Origin of the sequence: Actinomadura oligospora ATCC 43269 (genome assembly GCF_000518265.1) — a bacterium.
GTDB lineage: Bacteria > Actinomycetota > Actinomycetes > Streptosporangiales > Streptosporangiaceae > Spirillospora > Spirillospora oligospora.
The window spans coordinates 505,696-527,364 of the sequence record NZ_JADG01000004.1; the positions used below are offsets into that span (position 1 = coordinate 505,696).

Below are 21,669 nucleotides of genomic sequence, written 5' to 3' on the forward strand. Positions count from 1 at the left end.
CGCAGGACGCGGGCTGAGCCTGTGACCCGCAGGTCACGGGCTCAGCCGTGTCCCGCGGTCGGCGCCCGCGGCGGTCACGTGGCTTTCGAGCCGCGCCCTAGCGGTGGTGGTTCTCGCCGGGCCAGCTGGGGATCGGCTCGTCCGGCTCGGGCGGGACGCCGGGGACGACCTGCTCGCACCAGACGACCTTGCCCGCCTGGGTGCGGCGGGTGCCCCACCGGTGCGCGAGCTGGCTGACGACCAGCAGGCCGCGGCCGTTCTCGTCGTCGTCGAGGGCGTGGCGCAGGCGCGGCAGCGCGGCCGAGCGGTCCAGCACCTCCAGGGTGAGGGTGCGCTCGAGCAGCAGCCGCAGCTCGATGCCGCCCGGCGCGTAGCGGAGCGCGTTGGTGACCAGCTCGGACGCGAGCAGCTCGGTGGTGTAGACGAGGTCGGACAGGCCCCACTCGGTCAGCTTGCTGCACACCAGCCCGCGCGCCCGGCGGACGGACGCGGGGTCGGTCGGCAGCGGCCAGGACGCCATCCGGTCGGCGGGCATCCGGTGCAGCCGGGCCAGCAGGACGGCGATGTCGTCGCGGTGCTCGTCGGCGTACACGCCCGCGAGGGTGGCCTTGGCCAGGTCCTCCATCGGGCGGCCGACGGTCTCGGCGGTGAACAGCGAGCGGAGCCGGGCCAGGCCGTCGTCGATGTCGCGGCCCCGGTTCTCCACCAGGCCGTCGGTGTAGATGACGAAGACCGAGCCGTCCTCGACGGCGAACTCGCGGCTCTCGATGGCCGCGCCGCCGACCACGCCGAGCGGCGGCGCGGGCGGCACCTCCAGGTAGGCGTTCGCGCCGTCCGGGGCGGCCAGCAGCGGCGGCAGGTGCCCGGCGGACGCGACCTCCAGCTTTCCGGTCGTCGCGTCGTACACGGCGTACACGCAGGTGGCGAAGTGCGGCTCCTGCTCGCCGAGCTCGATCATCAGCTCGTGCATGACGTGCAGCGCGTCGGCGGGCGGCAGCTCGAGGTTGGCGAGGGTGTGCAGGGCGGTGCGCAGCCGTCCCATGGTGACCGCGGCGCGCACGCCGTGCCCGGCGACGTCCCCGACGATGAGGGCGACGCGCGCGCCGGGCAGCGCGATCGACTCGTACCAGTCGCCGCCGACCTCGACGAGCTTGCTGCCGGGCAGGTAGCGGTGCCGGACCTCGACGGTCGCGGGCGCGGACAGCCGGTTCGGCAGCAGGCTGCGCTGCAGCGCGAGGGCCGTGGCGCGCTCGCGGCTGAACAGCCGGGCGTTGTCGATGACGATGGCGGCGCGGGCGGCGAACTCCATGCCGATCTCGACGTCGTAGGCGTCGAAGCGGCGGTGGCCGCCGACGCGGGTGCAGGCGATGAAGCCGAGCAGCGTGTCCCGGGCGATCATCGGCAGCAGCACCATCGACACGTCCGATAGCAGGTGCCCGACCGGGTTGCGCCGCCACTTCTCGGCGATGGCGCCCGCGTCCCTGCGCTCGACGTGCCGCAGCAGGACGGGCCGGGCGGTGTCGAGCACCTCGCGGTAGGGCGTGCCCTCGGGGAACACCAGGACCTCGCCGACCGGGAACGTCGCCGTCCAGGCGGGGTCCTCGTCCTCGGAGGCGACCGAGATGCGGCGCATCACCGCCGAGCCGGTCTCCTCGTGCACCTCGTCCGCCGCGACCAGGCTCTCCAGGATCAGCACGGACGACACGTTGCAGTAGTGCGGGACGACGACGTCGACGATGCCCTTGGCGGTCTGGTCCAGGTCGAGGGACTGGCCGAACCGGGTGAGCGCGTCGTCCATCAGCGCGCGGCGCATGAGGGACGGGTCCTGGAAGCGCTCGCTGGGCGGCAGCGCGACCCGGACGTACAGCAGCCCGGCGGTGCCGTCGCCGACCATGGGCTGCGCGGTGACGACCGCGTCGACGCCGCGGCCGTCGGCGTGCCGCGCGGTGAGCACGGCCGTGCGCTCCTGCCCGGCGGCGGCGGCCTCGAGCAGCCCCTCGAGCTCGGCCTTGGCGTCGTCGGCGACCAGGTCGGTCGCCGGACGCCCGATCAGTCCGCCCGGGTCATGGCCGAGGACGGCCGGGCAGTTGGGTCCGCACTGGACGATCACGCGGTCGGCGTCGAAGCCGAGCACCAGTGTGCGGGACGGGGAATCGCCGACGGGCGCGTCGCCCCGTGGCGCCATGACGGATCTCACCTGACGCTCCAGTCAGCCGGTCCTGCATCCACTCCCCCAGCCCAGTATGGAGCATGCATGCCGGGGTTTGGGAGAAGATCACGGCCTGCGCGACGAAAACGGCATGGAAAAACAGACTTCCCAGTCAATCCGCCGAAATACCTCGGAGGATGGTGTCCACCAGCTGCTCGGCGAACCCGTCCGGCAAGGGCTCCGGAGGCTTGTGGAACGAGAAGGCGCCGACGAGCATCGCCACCGCCACGTTCACGTCGACGTCGCGCCGGACCTCGCCGCGCTCGACGCCGCGCCGCAGCACGTCGCAGTACACCTCGCGGCGCGGGTTCATGACGTCCTGCCGGTAGCGGGCGTACAGCCCGGGGTACTTCTCCGCGCCGCCGACCACGTTCCAGAAGCATCGGGACGCCTTGAACCCGCGCTCGACCGACATGTGCCGGGCGAGCGTGAGCAGGTCGTCCCGGACGCCGGTGCCGGGCAGCTCGGGCAGCGGCCCCTTGAGCGAGCTCAGGGCGCCGACGATCAGCGCCTCCTTGTTGGGCCAGCGCCGGTAGATGGTCGTCTTGGCGACGCCCGCGCGGGCGGCCACGGCCTCCATCGACACGCCGTCGACGCCGGACTCCTCGGCCAGCAGGTCGATCGTCGCGTCCAGGATCGCCTTCTCGGCGCGCTCGCTGCGGGGGCGGCCCGGGCGCGCTGCGCCCGGGCGGCTCTCGTCGGTCTCCGCCGGCCGCCGCGCGGTCGGCTTACTCTCGGTCATCGCGGTTCACATTCTCACACGCCGGCCCGCTCCTGGTTCCCGTCCGCCGGTTCGGCCGTCGCGTCCTCGGACGCGGCGGGCGAACCGGCGACGAGTTCGTCCTCGACGGCGGCGCGGCCCGGCATCCAGCGCAGCACGACCAGCGCGCTGACCAGCGCGATCAGGGCCGCCGCGCCCGCGGCGACGTGCACCGCGTGGACGAACGCCTCGTCGGCGGGGCCGATCAGGGCCCGGGCGCCGGGGATGACCGCGCCCGCCTGGTGCGCGCCCGCGATCGACTGGCCGACGGCCTCGCGCGCCGACTCGGGCAGCGCGGTCAGCCTGTCCCGCAGGTCCGAGCGGTAGATCGAGGAGATCACCGAGCCGAGGACGGCCACGCCGAGCGCGACCGCGACCTGGCGGGCGGTGTTGTTGAGCGCGGAGCCCGCGCCCGCCTTCTCCCGCGGCAGCGCCGACATGACGGCCTCGGTCGCGGGCGGCATGACGTTCGCCATGCCCGCGCCCTGCACGAAGAAGATCACCCCGAGCACCCAGAGCGGGGTGTCGACGCCGAGGAACTGGTAGCCGAGCAGGGCCCCGGTCACCGCGAGCAGGCCGACGGTGCAGACCATCTTGGCCCCGAACCGGCGCACCATGGACGCGCTGCGCGGGGAGAACAGCAGCTGCGCGACCGCGAACGGCATGACCATCGCGCCCGACTCGAGCGGGCTCAGCCCGCGCACGGACTGCATGTAGAAGTTGGAGAAGAAGAACACGCCGCCCGCGGAGAAGAAGCACAGCGCGATCGCGGCCACCGACGCCGACAGGCGCGGGTCGCGGAACAGCCGGACGTCGAACGCGGGGTGCTCGGTGCGGGCCTCGTGCCAGACGAACGCGGCCAGGACCAGGAAGCCGAGCGCGATCGGCGCCAGCACGTCCACCGCGGTCCACTGGCCCTTGTCGCCGCCGCGGATGATGCCGTAGGACAGCGCGACCAGGCCGATGATCGACAGCAGCACGCCGAACGGGTCGAGACCGCCGCGCTCGGGGTTGCGGGACTCCGGCACGAGGAACACGATCGCCGCCGCGCCCGCGACGATGACCGGGACGTTGATCAGGAAGACCGAGCCCCACCAGAAGTGGGCCAGCAGGAGGCCGCCGGTGATCGGGCCGATCGCGACGCCGAGGCCGACCGCGCCCGCCCACAGGGCGATGGCGCGCGGGCGCTCCTTCGGCTCGAACACGTTGGTGATGATGGACAGCGTCTGCGGCATGACCGCGGCCCCGCCGAGGCCCATCAGCGCGCGGGCCCAGATCAGCTGGGTCGGGGACTGCGCGTAGGCCGAGGCGAGCGAGGCGATCGCGAAGATCACCATGCCGCCGAGCAGCACCCGCTTGCGGCCGAGCCGGTCGCCGAGCACCCCGAAGGTGAACAGCAGCCCGGCGAACACCAGCGTGTAGGAGTTGATCGACCACTCGAGCTGGCTCTGGGTGGCGCCGAGGCCCTCGTGCGGGTCGGCGATGGTCTTGAGGGCGACGTTCAGGATGGTGTTGTCCAGGACCACGACGAGCAGGCTGACCGTCAGCACGCCGAGGACGTACCAGCGTCGCCGCTGGATGGTCTGGGGATCCACGGAACTCCTTGGAGGGATCGCTTGGGGAGGCGGGAAGAAAATTGCGCTACGGAGGCGTTGCGCAATGAGCGTACGCCGGAGAATTCAGATACGCAACCGTAGCGTTTCGAAATGCTCCCCCCGCACGTTCCGGAGGGGGAACCGGGCATCGCGGCAGGAACGGGAATCGGCGGGGGTTCCGTGGCCGTTGTTCTGGTGGGATCATCGGTCCCGTCCGGGTACGCCACCGTGGCGCCTCGAGACTGGAGGTACACCGTGTCTTCTGACGTGTCCGCTTCCACGCCGAAGTCCCCCGCTGGACAGCAGGGATCCGCCCAGCCGACCGCTCTGTACGGCGGCAAGGGCACCCGACGGGTGACCGTGCGCGACATCGCCGCCGCCAAGGCCCGGCATGAGAAGTGGCCCATGCTCACCGCCTACGACGCCCTCAGCGCGCGCGTCTTCGACGAGGCGGGCATCCCCGTCCTTCTCGTCGGCGACTCGGCCGCGATGGTCGTCTACGGCTACGACTCCACCATCCCCGTCACCGTGGACGACCTCGTTCCGCTGGCCGCCGCGGTCGTCCGCGGGGCCAAGCGCGCGATGGTGGTCGCCGACCTTCCGTTCGGGTCCTACCAGGCGAGCGTCCCCGAGGCGCTCGCGAGCGCGGCCCGGTTCATGAAGGAGGCGAACGTCCAGGCCATCAAGGTCGAGGGCGGGCGCCGGATCCTGCCGCAGGTCGAGGCCATGGTCGCGGCCGGGATCCCCGTCATGGGCCACCTCGGCCTCACCCCGCAGTCGGTGAACGCCTTCGGCGGCTACCGGGTGCAGGGCCGCGGCGAGGACGGCGAGCAGCTGCTGGCCGACGCCAAGGCGCTCGAGGCCGCGGGCGCGTTCTCGGTCGTCCTGGAGTGCGTCCCGGACGAGCTGGCCCGCCGGGTCACCGCCGCGCTGTCCATCCCGACGGTCGGGATCGGCGCGGGCGAGGGCACCGACGCACAGGTCCTGGTCTGGCAGGACATGGCCGGGCTCACTCCCCACACCGCCAAGTTCGTGAAGAAGTACGCCGACCTCTACTCCGTCCTCGGGGACGCTGCGCGCGAGTATGCCGAAGAGGTCGTCGCGGGCGCCTTCCCGACGCCCGAGTACAGCTACAAGTAAGCCGTCCGGCCCTCGGTCGGACTGTCAGGCCCTGTCGGCGCCCGTCTCAGTGCGGGCCTCGGCGGGGCCTTGGCCGTTGTCGGGCGTCCGCGGCGCGGGGATGCCGGGCCGCTCCTCGCCCGCCTGGTCGCCCTCGTCGCGGATCTCCTTGTGGAGGGTGCGGACGGCGGCGTCCAGGACGTCCGGACCGGCCACGTTCATCAGCAGCAGGCCGAGGTTGAGCGTCTTCTGGCCGTCCGACATGTCACTGCCCGCGAGCGCGTCCACGGCGGTGCGCAGGTCGGCCTGGTCCTCGGCGGAGACGTTCTGCAGCAGGCCCAGGCAGTAGGTCGGCAGCGCCAGCCGGGCACGGGGGAACGAGACGCCCTCCATGATGCGGCCGACGTCCTGCGCGCGGCTGCGCGCCTGCACCCGGTCGACGCCCCGGTCGGCGGCGGCGAGCAGCGAGGTCAGCAGGGTGGACGGGCCGACGGCGACGTCCTCGTCCCCGACCCGGACGGTGAACACCGCGCTGCGGAAGATCATCATCGAGCCGAGGCTGGCGGCCAGCACCTGCGCGGCGCCGAGCATCTGCGGCGACTTCACCCCGAACTCCCAGTGGAAGGTGCGCAGGAGCAGCAGCGAACCGGCGCCCGCGGCCCCGTTGATCAGCACGTACGCCCAGGTGCTCGGCACCCGGACCAGCGTGATCGGACGGTCCCGGTACCGGCTCACCAGTTCGGCGACGCCGACCAGGCAGGCGAGCGCGACCGTGATCAGGTACCCGGTCACCGGCCGTCCCCCGTCCGCGCTCCACCGGCGACGATCGCGCGGCGGACGCTCACCGGTCCCCGGGGGGCGCGAGGCGGACGATCTCGTCGATCTCGCGTTCCACCGTCACCAGGCCCCGGTCGCGCAGGCTCTCCACGGCGTCGGCGATCTCCAGCAGCCCGAGCCCGGTGCCGTGCTGGAGCTGCTCCAGCGACTGCGGGCGTCCGGCGGCGCCGAGCCGCGCCAGGACGCGGCGGCACACGTCCGGCAGGTCGGTGTCGTCGGGGTCCGGGTCGCCGCCTCGTCCGGTGACGGGACCGCCGCCTCCGGGATCCGGGGTCGCGCGCGACGCGGTGCCTCCGTAACCGGTGTCGAGCGGGCGTCCGGGCGGACGCAGGAAGGCGCTCCACGGGTCGGCCGACCGGATCTGCCTCATCTTCACCTGCCCTGTAGTACGGCGATCATAGGACGCGGCCCGTCCACGGCGGAACCACCGCAGCACATCCCAGGATGCCCGCGCCACACCGCTTTCCGCGCCGTCTTCGGCACGGTGCCGGTCAGAGTCGGCCACCCGTCCACGTCAGCACTTGGACGTCCGTGCGTCAGCTACCGCTCCAGTGACTCTCCCCATGTCCGCATCGCGCCGCGTGGGCCGCCCCCTCCCCCATCTCCACGGAACGCGACCGCGGCAGCGCCGACGGTCACGTTCCGTGAACGGGGGACGGGGTTCGGGAAGGTGGGAACGCGGGGTCAGACGTCGGTGACGCGCAGGCCCGCGTGCGCCTTGTAGCGGCGGTTGATGGAGATCAGGTTCGCGGTGAACGCCTCGACCTGGCGGGCGTTGCGGAGCCGTCCGCCGTACACGCCGCGCATGCCGGGGATGCGTCCGGCGAGGGCCTGGACGGTGTCGGTGGCCGCGCGGTCGTCGCCGAGGACCAGGACGTCCAGCTCGGTCTCGTCCACCTCGGGGTCGAGCAGCAGGACGGCCGACACGTGGTGGAAGGCGGCGACGACGCGGACGCCCTCGGTGTTCTGCAGGACGGCGGCGGCCTGCTCGGCGGCGCTGCCCTCCTCCACCGCGAGCGCGAACGCGCCCTTCTTGTCGAACCCGAGGGGGTTCACGCAGTCCACCACGATCTTGCCCGCGAGGGCGTCGCGCAGGGACGACAGGAGGTCCCTGTGGCCGTCGTAGGGGACGGCCACGATCACCACGTCCGACCCGGACGCGGCCTCGGCGTTCGCCGCGCCCTGGATCCCCAGGTCCGCGCCGAGGTCGGCGGCGGCCTGCCGCGCGCGCTCGGCGCTGCGCGAGCCGAGGGTGACCTTGTGTCCGGCGAGCGCGAACCGGCGGGCCAGGCCCTTGCCCTGGTCCCCGGTCCCGCCGAGGATCCCGATGCTCAGTCCGGAGACGTCGGGCAGGTCATGGGGGCTCTTCTTCGGCTGATCAGTCATGGCGTCGAGTCTGCCAAACCGGGCGGACCCCTCCGCGCACGGACCCGTCCCGTCCGAAACCGCGCGTCCCGGCCCGGTTCTTGGGCCACGATGGAACGCATGGACGCCGAGCACGTCATGATGCTGCGCGAGGTGCTGGCCGCGACCGGATGGCTGGAGCGCACCGGGGAGTTCGGACGGGCGCTGCGGGTCAGCGCGCGCACCCCCGGCGGGCTGCTGCTGGTCGGCACCCCCACGGGCGAGCCCTGGCACCTCGCCGCCCACCTGGACGACGAGAGCAGCCTGAACGCGCTGCCGGGCCTGTCCCCCACGCTCGTCCGCTGGTCCCCGCCCGCGGACGCGCCCGCGCACCTCGCCGTGGGCCTGGAGCGGATCGAGGACGCCGGACGGGGCGAGACCCTCCTCGTCGTCGCCGAGGACGAGGCGCCGGTCCCGCTGCTGGAGCGGGTCGACGACGCCCGCCGCGTCGGGGCCACGATCCTCGCCCTGGACGGCGGCGACCGCGAGCTCCAGGGTCTCGCGCACGAGGGCCTGACCATTCCGTCCGCCGATCCCCTGGTGAGCTTCGACGGTGCCCAGCACCTGGTCAGCGCCGCCGCCGGGCAGGACCTCACCCGTCCCCGCCGCGGCCTCCGCGACCGCCTCGCCCGCCTCCTCGACGCCGTCACCGGCCCCGTCATCGACTGACCCGGCCGACAGCCGGCGCGAACCGGCCGGCCGCCGGTCCGCGTCGGTCAGTCGTCGTCCTGGGCGTCCCAGGCCTTGTTGCGCTCGCGGGCCTCGGCCAGGGCTCCCGCGGCCTCGGCCTCGGTGGCGTAGGGGCCCATGCGGTCCTTGTCGGGGCAACCGGGGCCGTGCTCGACGCGCAGGTGCTTCAGGCAGAACCACCAGGCGTCGTCGATGTCCTTCTTCGCGTTCATGTGCCCTCCCTTTCGATCACGCCTCTGGAGTCGTCCCCCGCCGGGGCTGACTACACTCGCTGACCATGACGACCCACCTCCTCCGGCCCGGCCGTGTCTCGCCCATGCGCAAGGTACCCGCGAACATCCACCGTCCGGAGTACGTGGGCAAGAAGACCCCGAAGACGGGCGAGCCGGACGTCAAGACGCCGGAGACCATCGAGCGGATGCGGGTGGCGGCGAAGATCGCGGCGCGGGCGCTGGAGGAGGTCGGCAAGAACGTCCGGCCGGGGATCACCACCGACGAGCTGGACGTGATCGGGCACGAGTACATGCTCGACCACGGGGCCTACCCGTCCACGCTCGGGTACCGCGGGTACCCCAAGTCGCTGTGCACCTCGATCAACGAGGTGATCTGCCACGGCATCCCGGACGACACCGAGCTGCGCGACGGCGACATCGTCAACGTGGACATCACCGCGTTCGTGGACGGCGTGCACGGCGACACCGACGCGACGTTCCTGGTCGGGGACGTGGACGAGGAGGCGCGGCTGCTGGTCGAGCGCACCCACGAGGCCATGATGCGCGGGATCCGGGCCGTCCGGCCGGGACGCGCGATCAACGTGATCGGACGGGTGATCGAGTCCTACGCCAAGCGGTTCGGGTACGGGGTCGTCCGCGACTTCACCGGGCACGGCATCGGCACCACCTTCCACTCGGGCCTGGTCGTCCCGCACTACGACGACCCGGCCGCGACGACCGTGATGCAGCCCGGCATGACGTTCACGATCGAGCCGATGCTCACCCTCGGCACCCCCGAGTGGGACATGTGGCCGGACGGCTGGACCGTCCTCACCAAGGACCGCAAGCGGACGGCGCAGTTCGAGCACACCCTCCTCGTGACCGACGACGGCCATGAGATCCTGACGCTGCCGTAGCCGGAATCCGGGAAGCACGTCACAGAGGACGCTCCACCGCGGAGGCATCCGTCGCCGGACGTCCGGGAAGAGCTCCCTCATGAACGCTCCCGCACCGTACGAACCTCCGCGAGTGCCGTCGGACAGCATGCCGCCCGGGAGGGCGGCGTTGAGCGTGACATGGGCGGCGCTGCCGTTCCTGACGCTGGGCTACGCGACCCCGTTCACCTTCGCGGCGGCGGCGCTGTGGCGCCGGCGGATGCACCTGGTGTGGGCGACCGTGGTGTACAGCGGCCTGTTCGCGGGGCTGCTGCTGATCGCGCCGAACCTCAAGAGCGACGGCGGGGCGCAGCGGGCCGCGGGCATCCTGATGTCGGTGCTGGCGCTCGTGGGCTGCGGGCACGCGTTCCTGGTGCGGCGCCAGGTGTTCGATCCGGACGGCCTGTCCGGCGTCGGGAACGACGCGGTGGTGGAGCGGGTCCGGCAGCAGCGGCTGCTGCGCGCCAAGGCCCGCGACCTGGCCGCGCACGATCCGGGACTCGCGCGGGAGCTGCGGATCGGCCGTCCGGACCTGCCCCGCCAGTTCCACGACGGCGGCCTGGTCGACGTCAACCACGCCCCGCCCGAGGCCCTGACCATGCTGCCCGGCATCACCCCCGAGCTGGCCGGACGGATCGAACGGGCGCGGGCCGAGACCGGCGGCTTCGTCTCCGCCGAGGAGCTGTCCGCCGTGGCGGGCCTCCCCCCGGCGATCACCGGCGAGCTGTCCGAGTTCGCCATCTTCATCCGCTGACCGGCCGAACACCCGGGGACGCTCGCGGACCGGCGCTCAGTAGGCGACGGTGATGCGGCGGCCGACGGCCTTGGGATCCTCCAGCTCGTCCACGAGGGCGACGGCGTAGTCCTCGGCGCTGATGCGGCTGTTGCCGTCGGCGTCGGAGAGGAGCTGGTCGCCGCCGAGGCGGAACGTGCCGGTGCGCTCCCCGGGGCCGATCTCGGCGGCCGGGGAGATGTAGGTCCAGTCGAGGTCGCCCGCCTCTTCGCGAACGGCGTCGAGGAGGGCCCCCTGCGCGAGGGCCTCATTCTTGTAGAGCGCGGGGAAGTCCGGGCTGTCCACGAGGCGCTGTCCGGGCGCGATCTCCAGGCTGCCCGCGCCGCCGACGATCACCACGCGCCGCACCCCCGCCTTCCGGGCCGCGGCGAGGACGCCGCGTCCGTCGGCGAGCAGCGGGGCGACGGTCTCCGAGCCGTCGCGCGGCGGGGCCACGGCGACGACGATCGCGTCGTGCCCGGCGGCGAGCTTCGCGATCGCGTCGGCGTCGCTCGCCTGGGCCCGCGCCGTGCCGTCCTTGCCGCTGCGGGTCACCCCGGTGACCTCGTGGTTCCGGGCGCGCGCCTCGGCGGCGACGCGGGAACCGACCATGCCGGTGGACCCGACGATCAGGATCTTCATGCTTGTCTCCCTTCGACGTGGCGTACGGTATCCATCGGATACTGGTTACTACAACGATCCATAGGTACCCTTTGGAAACCATGAAGGACTCCATGCGTCCCGGGGACGCCTTCGACCCGTCCTGCCCGACCCGGATGGTGCTCGACCGGATCGGCGACAAATGGTCGGTGCTGATCGTGCTGACCCTGCTGGACGGACCGCGGCGGTTCACCCAGCTGCGCGACCGGATCGGCGGCGTCACCCCCAAGGTCCTTACCCACACGTTGCGCGGGATGGAACATGACGGTCTTCTCGTCCGCCGGGTGTTCGCCGAGGTCCCGCCGCGCGTCGAGTACGAGCTGACCCCGCTCGGGCACTCCCTGCGGGAGCCGATCCAGGCCGTCGCCGACTGGGCCGAGGCCCACGTCCAGCAGGTCATGGCCGCCCGCGACCGGCACGACGACGACACCACCGGCCGGACGCCCGCCGAGAGCGCCGCCACGCGGTGAACCTGCGGGGTTCCGGCTTGGCGCTGGAACGGCCGCCGGGTCGGGGGGATGCTGGACGGAACGGGCAGGCGCGACCTTCGGCGTGCCGCCCGCTAAAACGATCACTAACGGGATAGTGTCCCGCCGTACCTGGCAAGACGGGACGGACGGGGCGGGGATGCGCGCATGATGGGGCACACGCACGCGCTGAGCGGGGCACTGGCATGGCTGGCCGTCGTCCCCGTGCTGGGGCGGACGGACCTGATGCACCAGTACGCGTTCCACCTCGACACCAAACAGCTCGCGGCCGGGACGATCGTGGCGGCGGGGGCCGGGCTGCTGCCCGACATCGACCACCACAACGGGCGCATCGCCAACACGCTCGGCCCGCCGTCGCAGCACTTCTGCAAGTGGGTCGGGAAGATCTCCGGCGGGCACCGGCACGGCACCCACTCGATCCTGTTCGCGGTCGGGATGGGCTGGGGCATCGACTGGCTCGCGTCCCACCAGCGCTACGCCTGGTGGGCGGTGCTGTTCATCATCGTGGGCTTCGGGCTGCGGGGCATCGGCCTGGACTTCGAGGGCAAGGAGCCGCAGTCCGCGCTCGCCGACTGCGCGCTAGCCGCCATCGCCGTCTGGTGGATGCACGACCTGAACATGGACTTCGTCGGGTGGGCGATCACGGTCGGCTGCCTCGCGCACATCATCGGCGACTGCCTGACACCCCAGGGGTGCCCGGTGCTGTGGCCGATACCCTGGCGGGTCGCCGTACCGGTCGTGCCGAAGACGAACGGCAAGGTCGAGCACGCCGTCATCGTCCCGCTGCTGATCCTGGGGACGGCGATCCTGGCCGTCCGGTCGGCGCTCGGGGACACCGCGACGCAATGGCTGAACAAGGGTTGACCGGCGGCGTCGGCGGCGGGCTGGTCTCTCAGTTCGCCATGAGGTCGGCGAACTCGTCGCACTTGTAGCGGGTCGCCATCTCCTTGAACAGGTCGTCCACCTTGCGGGAGTCCTCGGGACCGGTGCCGCCCTTCTCCCGGACCCTCACGGCGATCGGGTAGTCGAGCCTGACCTGCTTGATGCCGGGGGCGGCGTTGGCGGTGCAGACCACCTGGCCGAGCAGCAGCCGCGGCCAGCGCACGTTCGCCCTGTTGACGCGGACGGTCAGCAGGCCGCTGGAGTCGTAGGCCATCAGCGTGACGCCGCCGGGCAGGAGCGTCCGGTAGCCCAGCTGCCGTTCGGCGTCGGTGGGCGCGACGGTGAGCTGCTGGAGGCCGAGGTACGGCTGGTTCAGCAGGCCCGGACGGGAGACCCGCGCCAGCCTGTCGCCCCTGACCAGGTAGACCGCGACCGGGTTGGGTTGCGCGGTCGGCCGGGGGATGTCGCCCGCGCCGACCGGACCCGTCGGGCGGACGCCGCAACCGGTCAGCGCGAGCAGGACGCCCAGGCCCGCGAGAAGGCATCTCGGTCTCATGCCTCGTCCTCCTCGTCCGCCGAGGGCAGCCACAGGGTGAAGACGGCGCCGCCGTCCGGTCCGTTGGCGACCGCCAGCATGCCTCCGTGCAGACCGGCGTTCTCCAGCGCGATGGACAGGCCGAGCCCGCTGCCCTCGCTGCGGGACCGGGCCGCCTCCGCCTTGACGAACCGGTTGAAGACCAGGGGAAGCAGGTCCTCCGGGATGCCGGGGCCCGCGTCGGTCACGGTCAGCTCCACGCCGTCCTGCTCGGGCCGGAACGCCACGCTCACCGGCGGGCCGCCGTGCCGCAGCGCGTTGCCGACCAGGTTCGCCACGATCACGTCCAGCCGCCGGGGGTCGAGCCGGACGATCAGGTCCGCCGGGCCGTCCACGGCGACCTCGCCGGTCCAGCCGCGCGCGTCCAGGGTCGCCTCGACGGCGTGGGCGACCACCACGTCGTCCAGGACGAGCGCGGCGGCCCCGGCGTCGAACCGGCTGATCTCGATGAGGCGCTCGACGAGCGCGCCCAGCCGCCGGGTCTCGACCGCGACCAGCCGGGCGGCGTCGTCGCCCTCCTCGGCGAGGATCTCGGCCATCGCGACCATCGAGGTCAGCGGGGTGCGCAGCTCGTGCGAGACGTCCGCGACGAACCGGCGGGACGCGGCGTCCTTGGCGCGCAGCTCGCCGACCATGTGCTCCAGCTGGTCGGCCGTCCGGTTGAAGGTGCGGACGAGGTCGGTCAGCTCGTCCCGTCCGCGCTCGCCGATCCGGGTGGAGAAGTCGCCCTCGCCCAGGGCGCGCGCGGCCCGGCCGAGGACCCGGACCGGACGCAGCACGCCGCGCGTCGCGGCGAGGGCCATCGTGAGCGCCAGCAGCACCGCGAACCCGTCCGCGATGAGCAGCGCGCGGGTGAACTGGGCGAGTTCGGTCTCCTCGCGCCGCAGGCTGACCGACACGAACACCAGCGGACGTTTCTGGCCCTCCTGTTCCCTCTGCTCGGGCTGCGCGGCCAGCATTCCGATCAGCAGGTAGGCGTGGCCGCGCACCCGGACGCGCTGGAAGACCGTCTCCGAGAGCATGCGGTAGGAGAACATCACGCTCACCGGGACGCCCACGCCCGCCGCCGCGGCGTTCCGGACGCGGTCGTCCAGCGCGGCCGGCTGGTAGGCGGGCAGGTTCATCACCCACACCCGACGCTCGGAGGTGTAGAGCGCGGCGAGGAGCTGCTGCCGGACGAGCTCCTCGCCGCCCGGGGGCGTGGTGACCGGGACGTAGCGCGCGACGGTCTGCCGGATCTCGATGATCTCGGTGTCCTGGACGCGCTCCAGCAGGGCCCGGCGGACGAGCACGTAGGAGATCCCGGACGCCAGCAGGGCGGCGACCAGCGCCACCGCCACGAACGCGGCGGCGAGGCGGGTGCGCAGGCCCATCGGGCGGAGCCGCATCGTGTATCGCGCCGAGTACCCCCTGAGCAGGCGCACCGCGCGCGCCACCGGACGGGGGACCACCCGGCGCGCCGCACGGGCCGCCAGGCGGCGCGGCGAGCCCGCCTTCGGAATGCGCGCCTTCAGGGAGCGCGGCGGGCGGGTCACGGGGCGGTGAAGCGGTAGCCGAAGCCTCGGACGGTCTGTATGAGGCGGGGGTCGGCGGGCTCGTCCTCGATCTTGGCTCGGACGCGCTGGACGCAGGCGTCGACGAGCCGGGAGTCGCCGGGATAGGTGTGCTCCCAGACGGCGGCGAGCAGGTGCTGGCGGGTCATGGCCTGCCCCGGACGGCGGGTCAGCTCCAGCAGCAGCCGCAGCTCGGTCGGGGTGAGCCGGACGTCCTGCCCGGCCTTGGTGACCTTGAGCGCGGAGCGGTCGACGACCAGGTCGCCGTAGGCGGACCGGTCGGTGTGGGACTGCTCGGCGCGACGCAGGACGGCCCGGATCCGGGCGTCCAGGACGCGCGGCTCGACGGGCTTGGTGACGTAGTCGTCCGCGCCCGCCTCGAGGCCGAGGACCACGTCCAGGTCGTCGCCGCGCGCGGTGAGCAGGATGACCGGGAGGGTGTCGTCGCGGCGGATGCGCCGGCAGACCTCGATGCCGTCGACGCCGGGGAGCATGACGTCCAGCACGGCGATCTCGGGCCTGCGGGCGCGCAGCGCGTCGAGACCGTCCTCGCCGGTCGCGCGCGCGGTGACCGAGTGCCCGAGGCGGCTCAGGGCCAGCTCCAGCGCGGCGCGGGCGGAGGGGTCGTCTTCCACGAAGAGAATGCTCGCCACGTCACCATTATCCGTCCTTGTCGATCTTCAACCTCCTTGTGTCACGAAATCCAGACATCACACGAACATGATCACAACGGTCCGCCGGAACGGTGGGCCGTATGTCCCAGGTCATCGCACCCCCGGCCCCGTCCGCCCCACGGGCCGCCGCCGCACCCCGCCGCGACCCGCTGCCGTGGCTGCTGCTGTTCGGCGCCGTCGCGCAGGTCGTGCTGCGCCTCTGGCTGGCCCGCGCCCGCACCGGCCCGGTCGCCGACCCGGACGAGACCAGCTACCTCGCGATCGCCCGGTGGCTGGCCGGCGGACCCGGTGCCGACCTCTCGGGCAACACGTTCTACCAGGCCGGATATCCGGTGCTGCTGAGCCCGCTGCACTGGTTCACCGACGCCCCGGGAACCGTCTACACCGGCGTCATCGTCATCAACGCGCTGGTCGGGGCGGCGCTGTTCCCGATGGGGTACGCGGCGCTGCGCCGGTTCGGCGCCCGGCGACGCGCGGCCCTGCCGCTGTCGTTCGCGGCGTCGCTGCTGCCCGCGTCGACGTTTTTCGGAATGTTCGCCCTGACGGACGCACTGCTGCCCACGCTGATGCTCGGCTGGCTGCTGCTGCTCGACCGGTTCGTCCGGACGCGGCGTCCCGTGGACGGCGCGCTGGCGAGCCTGGTGGCCGTGTACGCGTGCTTCACGCACTCGCGCGGCGAGATCGTGCTGGCCGTCCACCTTCTGGCCCTGCTGGCGACCCGTCCGCGCGCGATGTGGGCGGGGCTGGTCACGACGGCGGGCGGGTACCTGGCGGCGTCCTCGGTCAACGACGCGCTGCGGCGCTCGTTCTACCCGGACGGCGCGCGGGACATGGCGGGTCTTCTCCAGGAGCGGCTGACCGGCGCGTCCGGGCAGGCGTGGTCGCTGTCGGGGATGTCCGGGCAGATCTGGTACCTGGTCGTCGGGACGTGGGGGCTGGCCGGGATCGGGCTCGTCGCGACGTTCGCGGCGCTCGCCCGCAAGGAGACGCGGCTGATGGCCGGGGTGCTGCTGACGACCACGTTCGGCGTCGCGTACGCGTCGGAGGCGGCGCTGCCGGACGAGCACCGCGTCGGGAACTTCGCCTACGGCCGGTACCTGGCGATGCTGGCGCTGGTGTACGTCCTGATCGCGCTCGCGGTGCTGACGAGGGCGTCGGCGCGGAACGCCGTGCGGGCGTCGCTGGCGGGCTTCCTCATCGCCGCCGAGGCGGGCGCGACGGTGCTGCTGTACGCGGGCGCGCGGTTGCGGACGCACCAGTTCATCGGGTTCGACTTCCCGGAGACGAACTTCCTCACCCAGGACCGGACGCAGTTCCGGCTCGTCCTCGCGACGCTCATCGCCACCGGGCTGCTCGCGGTGCTGGTCGCGTCGCGCCTGTTCGGCGGCGCGCGGACGGTCGCGCTCGTCCTGCTCGCGGTGAACACGGCGGCGATGGTGCACATCATGGGCGACGGGAAGCGCGTGTTCCCGCCGCCGCCGCTGCCCGCCGCTTCCGAGCGCGGTGGCGTGGTCGCCGACCGCTCGCTGAACTGGGTGGCGCGGACGAAGCTGACCAATCCGGTGTGGTGGACGCGGATCGGCTGGATCGACGCGGCCCACCAGGCGCCGGGGCCCGGCGTCTGCACGGTCGTCGTGCCACCCGGGACGGACGGGACGCCGCCCGAACAGACCTGGCCCCGCCATCCGGCGGGCTGGCTCACGCGCACGGGCGGCGCGGGCACGGCCCGGTGGGTCGCCTGGTACGACCCGCGCTGCGGAACCGCCACCGCCGATCCCGGGCCCGCGTCGGGCCGTCCCGGAACCGTCCGGACCTCGCTCAAAGCGCCACGCTGACGGCTAGGACGGTCCCTCTGAACGGACGAGCCCGCCCCGGAGACTTCGGGGCGGGCTCGGTCCGTTTCCGATTCAGAACCTGGTGACCAGGGCGATGCGGTCGTGGTCGACGAGGAAGCCGTCGGAGACGAAGGTGACCTCGCCGCCGTAGTCCAGCTGGGCCTCGATGAGGTTGTCGACGACGTCGTCGACGACGCCCTCGCCCTTGACGTAACCGGGGCTGGTGTCGTCCAGCGGGTCGATCACGCCGTCCGCGCCCCGCAGGCCGGGCAGGTGGTAGCCGCGCTCGACGACCAGGTGCTCGCCGCGGCCCTCCTTCACCAGCGACAGCACCTCCTTGACGCCCGCCGCGTACCGCTTCAGGCCGCGCGCGGCCTCCAGCTCGGTGAGCACGCCGACCTCACGCAGGTCCTCGTAGGCGTGCAGGACGGGCCGGGCCAGGTCCATCAGGACCGAGGCGGGCGCGTCCTCGTAGGCGCCGTCGATCCGTCCGGCGACGGTGAGCTTGCCACCCGCCTCCTCGTCGAACCACGCCTGGGCGCGGACGACGCCCGCGATGATGACCGGACGGCGGTCCCGCGCGTTGATCTTCTCCAGCGCCTCCACGGTCCGCCGGACGAACAGCTGGTGCGGGGCGTTGGCGTCGCGGATGCTCGGTGGCGCCGCCTTGCCGACGACCGCCTCGTCGAGGCTCTCCGGCGACATCGGGAAGCCCTCGCGCTCGACCTGCGTGAGCGTCTCGCCGCGTCCGTCCCACAGCCGGGTCCTGTTGTCGGACAGGACGAGCAGCCAGTAGCGGGTGCGGCGGGTGAAGGCGGCGACGAGGTCGCGCGTCGCGAAGGTGGTGTCCAGCACCACACGCTCCTCGACCGGCTGGTCGATCGTGAAGGTGTGCACCTCCCCGCCCGGAGCGGCGAACAGGACCAGGCCCTCCTCGGCGTCGGCCGGGTCGAGGCCCTGCACGGCCTTCTCCAGGCCGTCGTAGAGCGCGTGCGCCTCCTGGGACGGCACCTCCGGGTCGTCCCGGAGCCGCCGCTTCACCTCGGCCAGCAGGTTGCGGAGCCGGATGGGGTCCTGCTGGTTGTCCGGCGCCCGGCGGTTGGTCGGCATGAGGACCGACACCGCCGGGTACGAGCGTGGCCTGCGCAGTTCGGACAGTGTGGCAGCGTCCATGATCCCCCGATCGACGCGATGTGAGCTTGCCTGTGCCTCTTTTCTAACGAACCGCAGGTAAACCAGGTATAAGCGGCACATCATGATCCCGTCGTGTCAAGCGCGGGACAGTCTCCGATCAACCGCGGATCAACTCTCGGTACCGGCTCCACGCCCCACGGTCACGGCCCTTCCGGGCGGGGGACAACCCCTCCGGGAGGTCGGTACGCAATGCAGATCAACGGCAAAGGACGGGCGGGGACGGCCGTGGGGGCGCTCACGGCGGCCGGGGTGCTGGTGCTCGCCTCGTGCAGCGGCGGCAACGACATCGGCAACGGCGGCGGGGAACGGGAGAACGGCCGGGGCGGGAACGAGGCGACCAGCCCGCCCTCGACCGTGTCGGCGGGGAACGCCGCGTCCGAGGTCGAGGCGCAGTACGAGAAGGTCGTCCGGACCGTCCTGCCGGCGGTGGTGCAGATCACCACGGACACGGGCGAGGGCTCCGGCGTCGTGTACGACTCCAGCGGCGACATCGTGACCAACGCGCACGTGGTCGCGGGCGCGCACAGGATCCAGGTGACCGCGGCGTCCGGCGGCAAGACCCTGGACGCGAAGCTCGTCGGCCAGTTCGCGCCGGACGACATCGCCGTGGTGAAGGTGAGCGGCGGGTCGCTGCGTCCGGCGAGGTTCGGCGACTCGAACAAGCTGAGGATCGGTCAGATGGTGCTCGCGATGGGCAACCCGCTGGGACTGTCCGGGAGCGTCACCCAGGGCATCGTGTCGCAGCTCAACCGCGAGGTGTCCACCAGGCGGGAGGGCGCGTTCCCGGGCGCGACCATCGGGGACGCCATCCAGACCAGCGCCGCCATCAACCCGGGCAACTCCGGCGGCGCGCTGGTCACGCTGAACGGCGAGGTGATCGGGATCCCGACCGCCGCCGCGTCCGACCCGCAGATGGGCGGCTCGGCGGTCGGCATCGGGTTCGCCACGCCGTCCGGCACCGTCCAGCGGATCGCGCCGCAGCTCATCAGGGACGGCAGGGTCACCAACTCCGGACGGGCCGCGCTCGGCGTGATGGTCCGCACGATCATCGACCCGACCAGCCTCCAGCAGACCGCCGTGGGCGTGGTCAGCGTGACCCGGGGCTCGGGCGCGGACAAGGCCGGGATCGTCCCCGGCGACCTGATTCTGCAGGTCAACGGCACCGCCACGCCGAGCCAGACCGAACTGGCCGAGGTCCTCGCCAAGCTGAAGCCCGGCGACACGGCCAAGGTGGAGGTGCAGACCGCCGACGGCTCCAAGAAGTCGGTGGACGTCACGCTCGGCGAACTCCCCGGCTCCTGACCTCGCGGCCCGCTCGGCGAGTTCCCTGCTCCTGGCGGTGTGGTCGGCGGGTTACGCGCCCGGGGAGATGAAGCCGGTCTCGTAGGCGAGGATGACGGCCTGCGTGCGGTCGCGCGCCTGCAGCTTCGCCAGGACGTTCCCCACGTGCGTCTTCACCGTCTGCGGGCTCACGTACAGCTCGGCCGCGATCTCGGCGTTGGAGTGGCCCCGCGCGACCAGGCGCAGGACGTCCGCCTCGCGCTCGGTGAGCCGCGCGTGCCAGTCCGCGCCGCCGCCCGGCCCGCCGCCGGGCGCGTGCTCGGCGGCCAGCGTGCGGATCGCGCTCGGGAACAGCAGGCTCTCGCCGTGCACCACGGTCCGGATCGCCTGGAGGATCTCCTCCGGGCGCGTCCGCTTGAGCAGGAAGCCGTCCGCGCCGGCCTTCAGCGCGTCGTAGACGTACTCGTCGTTCTCGAACGTCGTCACGACGATGATCTTGGGCGGGGTCCCGCCCGCCGCGAGCAGCCGCCGGGTCGCCTGGATGCCGTCCAGGCGGGGCATCCGGACGTCCATCAGGACCACGTCCGGGGCGGTCCGGGCGACCGCGTCCGGCACGTCCGCCCCGTCGGCCGCCTCCCCCACCACGGTCAGGTCGGGCTCGGCGTTGATGATCGCGGCCAGCCCGGCGCGGATCAGCCGCTCGTCGTCCACCAGCAGCACCTTGATCGTCACGCACCGGACATTAGCGGCAATGACACCTCCATGCGCCATTCGCCCCCGGCCGGGCCCGCCGCCATGTCGCCGCGCAGCACGGTCACGCGCTCCCGGATGCCGCCGAGACCGCGTCCGCCGCCGTCCCGGGTCCGGCTCGGCGTCCCGCTCAGCGGGTTGGCCACCAGGACGTTCAGCCGGTTCTCCGCGACGGTGATGCGCAGCGTCACCGGCACCTTCCCGGCGTGCCGCAGCGCGTTCGTCAGCCCCTCCTGGACGATCCGGTACGCCTCCCGCGACACCGCCGCCGGGACGCCCCCGACGGCGTCGTCCACGCCGTGGTCCAGCTCGACGCCCGCGAGCTTGGTCTGCTCGACGAGCCGCCCGAGGTCGGCGAGGGTCGGCTGCGGGGTCGTCCGGGCCTTGTCCTCGCGGAGGAGGCCGAGCACGTGGTCGAGGTCGGCCAGGGCGGCCCGCGCGCTCTCCTCGATCGCGGTGAGCGCCTCGCGGGCGAAGTCCGGATCCCTGTCCAGGACGCGGGACGCGGCGGCCGCCTGGAGCGTCACGACGCTCAGCGCGTGCCCGACCGAGTCGTGCAGCTCGCGGGCCAGCCGGTTCCGCTCGGCGAGTTTGGCGGCCTGCTCCTCCAGCTCCACGACGCGCTCCTCGGCGGTGGGGCCGAGGAAGCGGGGCGCGAGCGCGGTGAGGGTCCGTCCCGCGACCACGATCAGGCCGAGCAGCGCGACGACGCAGGCCAGCCCGGCGGGCGGCGCGAGCCACTGGTAGCCGCTGTGCTTCCAGGCGTACAGCGGGCTGCGCGGGTCGTCCAGGACGCCCCAGCCGAAGAGCGGGAAGGTCGTCAGCACCGCCGCGAACGGCGGCACCGCCAGGCTGGCCGCGCCGATCACGACGCCGACGTGCAGGTGCAGGCTGAACCAGAGGCCGGTGCCGAGGCGGGCCCGCAGGGACCGGGCGACCGGCACGTTCATCTCGGCGAGCCGTCCGCCGAGCAGCTCCTTGACCGCCGTGCCCTCCACCTGCCGCACCCCGGGGACCATCCCGGTCACGACCGCGGCCGGGATCGGCAGCAGCAGCATCGCCGTCACCGACCCCGGCCCCTTCAGGGGTGACAGCCCGACGAGGACCATCAGCAGGAACCAATACGGCATCAGCAGCGCCGCGCCCATCACCAGATAGGCCCAGCGCCGCCAGGTCGTCCGGTCGGAGACCGTGCGCAGGAGTCGAACCACGCGACGATCCTTA

22 protein-coding genes are annotated in these 21,669 nt (G+C 72.8%); 8 read left to right on the top strand and 14 right to left on the bottom strand.

Annotated elements, in window-relative coordinates; all coding sequences use genetic code 11:
• Positions 1-97: 97 nt before the first annotated feature.
• From P696_RS0106890 to P696_RS0106900, 3 genes are all read right to left on the bottom strand, one after another.
• Entirely contained in the window at positions 98-2,185 is a 2,088-nt protein-coding gene (locus tag P696_RS0106890; protein WP_026411751.1) for a SpoIIE family protein phosphatase, read from the bottom strand.
• A gap of 136 nt (positions 2,186-2,321) precedes the next feature.
• Entirely contained in the window at positions 2,322-2,951 is a 630-nt protein-coding gene (locus P696_RS0106895; RefSeq protein WP_026411752.1) for a TetR/AcrR family transcriptional regulator, read from the bottom strand.
• Positions 2,952-2,965: 14 nt separating this feature from the next.
• Entirely contained in the window at positions 2,966-4,564 is a 1,599-nt protein-coding gene (locus tag P696_RS0106900; protein ID WP_026411753.1) for an MFS transporter, read from the bottom strand.
• A gap of 267 nt (positions 4,565-4,831) precedes the next feature.
• Here P696_RS0106900 and panB point away from each other — a divergent pair, with 267 nt between their 5' ends.
• On the top strand, positions 4,832-5,704 hold the full coding sequence (panB, locus tag P696_RS0106905) for a 3-methyl-2-oxobutanoate hydroxymethyltransferase (protein WP_051466997.1): 873 nt from the start codon (positions 4,832-4,834) through the stop codon (positions 5,702-5,704).
• A 24-nt stretch (positions 5,705-5,728) separates the two neighbouring features.
• On the opposite strand, the gene P696_RS0106910 is transcribed toward panB, so the two are convergent.
• The 3 genes from P696_RS0106910 to npdG all read right to left on the bottom strand — a co-directional run bounded on the left by P696_RS0106910 (position 5,729) and on the right by npdG (position 7,906).
• Positions 5,729-6,475 (bottom strand): hypothetical protein, encoded by a 747-nt coding sequence (locus tag P696_RS0106910; protein WP_026411755.1) that lies wholly within the window; start codon positions 6,473-6,475, stop codon positions 5,729-5,731.
• 49 nt (positions 6,476-6,524) lie between these two features.
• Positions 6,525-6,890, bottom strand: coding sequence for a hypothetical protein (locus P696_RS0106915; RefSeq protein WP_157429545.1), 366 nt, complete (start codon positions 6,888-6,890; stop codon positions 6,525-6,527).
• 314 nt (positions 6,891-7,204) lie between these two features.
• The gene (npdG, locus tag P696_RS0106920) at positions 7,205-7,906 is read right to left on the bottom strand and encodes an NADPH-dependent F420 reductase (RefSeq protein WP_026411757.1); all 702 of its coding nucleotides are present in this window, start codon (positions 7,904-7,906) and stop codon (positions 7,205-7,207) included.
• Positions 7,907-8,005: 99 nt separating this feature from the next.
• On the opposite strand from npdG, the gene P696_RS0106925 reads away from it, so the two are divergent.
• On the top strand, positions 8,006-8,593 hold the full coding sequence (locus P696_RS0106925; RefSeq protein ID WP_026411758.1) for a hypothetical protein: 588 nt from the start codon (positions 8,006-8,008) through the stop codon (positions 8,591-8,593).
• 47 nt (positions 8,594-8,640) lie between these two features.
• On the opposite strand, the gene P696_RS0106930 is transcribed toward P696_RS0106925, so the two are convergent.
• Positions 8,641-8,826, bottom strand: coding sequence for a hypothetical protein (locus tag P696_RS0106930; protein ID WP_026411759.1), 186 nt, complete (start codon positions 8,824-8,826; stop codon positions 8,641-8,643).
• A gap of 65 nt (positions 8,827-8,891) precedes the next feature.
• Here P696_RS0106930 and map point away from each other — a divergent pair, with 65 nt between their 5' ends.
• Together map and P696_RS0106940 are read left to right on the top strand one after the other, a co-directional pair.
• Positions 8,892-9,743, top strand: a complete 852-nt coding sequence (gene map / locus P696_RS0106935) for a type I methionyl aminopeptidase (RefSeq protein ID WP_026411760.1) — start codon at positions 8,892-8,894, stop codon at positions 9,741-9,743.
• Positions 9,744-9,897: 154 nt separating this feature from the next.
• Positions 9,898-10,515, top strand: a complete 618-nt coding sequence (locus tag P696_RS0106940) for a ComEA family DNA-binding protein (protein ID WP_245627579.1) — start codon at positions 9,898-9,900, stop codon at positions 10,513-10,515.
• A 36-nt stretch (positions 10,516-10,551) separates the two neighbouring features.
• Here P696_RS0106940 and P696_RS0106945 read toward each other — a convergent pair whose 3' ends face one another.
• A complete protein-coding gene (locus P696_RS0106945; RefSeq protein ID WP_026411762.1) occupies positions 10,552-11,175 on the bottom strand; it encodes an NAD(P)-dependent oxidoreductase in 624 nt (207 codons plus the stop codon).
• Between the two features lie 80 nt (positions 11,176-11,255).
• Between P696_RS0106945 and P696_RS43800 the strand changes: the two genes are divergently transcribed.
• Positions 11,256-11,663 (top strand): winged helix-turn-helix transcriptional regulator, encoded by a 408-nt coding sequence (locus P696_RS43800; RefSeq protein ID WP_051466999.1) that lies wholly within the window; start codon positions 11,256-11,258, stop codon positions 11,661-11,663.
• A 165-nt stretch (positions 11,664-11,828) separates the two neighbouring features.
• Positions 11,829-12,545, top strand: a complete 717-nt coding sequence (locus P696_RS0106955; protein WP_211245649.1) for a metal-dependent hydrolase — start codon at positions 11,829-11,831, stop codon at positions 12,543-12,545.
• 28 nt (positions 12,546-12,573) lie between these two features.
• Here P696_RS0106955 and P696_RS52105 read toward each other — a convergent pair whose 3' ends face one another.
• Genes P696_RS52105 through P696_RS0106970 form a run of 3 tightly spaced genes read right to left on the bottom strand, consistent with a single transcriptional unit; the run spans position 12,574 to position 15,364 of the window.
• Positions 12,574-13,119, bottom strand: coding sequence for a GerMN domain-containing protein (locus P696_RS52105; RefSeq protein WP_051467001.1), 546 nt, complete (start codon positions 13,117-13,119; stop codon positions 12,574-12,576).
• Positions 13,116-14,693, bottom strand: coding sequence for a sensor histidine kinase (locus tag P696_RS0106965; RefSeq protein WP_084336908.1), 1,578 nt, complete (start codon positions 14,691-14,693; stop codon positions 13,116-13,118). Before P696_RS0106965 ends, P696_RS52105 begins: the two co-directional genes overlap by 4 nt.
• On the bottom strand, positions 14,690-15,364 hold the full coding sequence (locus tag P696_RS0106970; RefSeq protein ID WP_026411765.1) for a response regulator transcription factor: 675 nt from the start codon (positions 15,362-15,364) through the stop codon (positions 14,690-14,692). Before P696_RS0106970 ends, P696_RS0106965 begins: the two co-directional genes overlap by 4 nt.
• Before the next feature lie 101 nt (positions 15,365-15,465).
• On the opposite strand from P696_RS0106970, the gene P696_RS43810 reads away from it, so the two are divergent.
• Positions 15,466-17,220, top strand: coding sequence for a hypothetical protein (locus P696_RS43810; RefSeq protein ID WP_051467003.1), 1,755 nt, complete (start codon positions 15,466-15,468; stop codon positions 17,218-17,220).
• 72 nt (positions 17,221-17,292) lie between these two features.
• Here the strand turns inward: P696_RS43810 and P696_RS0106980 are convergent, their stop codons facing one another.
• A complete protein-coding gene (locus tag P696_RS0106980) occupies positions 17,293-18,393 on the bottom strand; it encodes a baeRF3 domain-containing protein (RefSeq protein WP_026411766.1) in 1,101 nt (366 codons plus the stop codon).
• A gap of 210 nt (positions 18,394-18,603) precedes the next feature.
• Here P696_RS0106980 and P696_RS0106985 point away from each other — a divergent pair, with 210 nt between their 5' ends.
• On the top strand, positions 18,604-19,716 hold the full coding sequence (locus P696_RS0106985) for a S1C family serine protease (protein ID WP_084336910.1): 1,113 nt from the start codon (positions 18,604-18,606) through the stop codon (positions 19,714-19,716).
• A gap of 51 nt (positions 19,717-19,767) precedes the next feature.
• On the opposite strand, the gene P696_RS0106990 is transcribed toward P696_RS0106985, so the two are convergent.
• Together P696_RS0106990 and P696_RS0106995 are read right to left on the bottom strand one after the other, a co-directional pair.
• Positions 19,768-20,466: a response regulator gene (locus P696_RS0106990; RefSeq protein ID WP_211245650.1), complete on the bottom strand. Its 699-nt coding sequence runs from the start codon at positions 20,464-20,466 to the stop codon at positions 19,768-19,770.
• The gene (locus tag P696_RS0106995; RefSeq protein WP_034483373.1) at positions 20,424-21,656 is read right to left on the bottom strand and encodes a sensor histidine kinase; all 1,233 of its coding nucleotides are present in this window, start codon (positions 21,654-21,656) and stop codon (positions 20,424-20,426) included. Before P696_RS0106995 ends, P696_RS0106990 begins: the two co-directional genes overlap by 43 nt.
• Positions 21,657-21,669 lie beyond the last annotated feature (13 nt).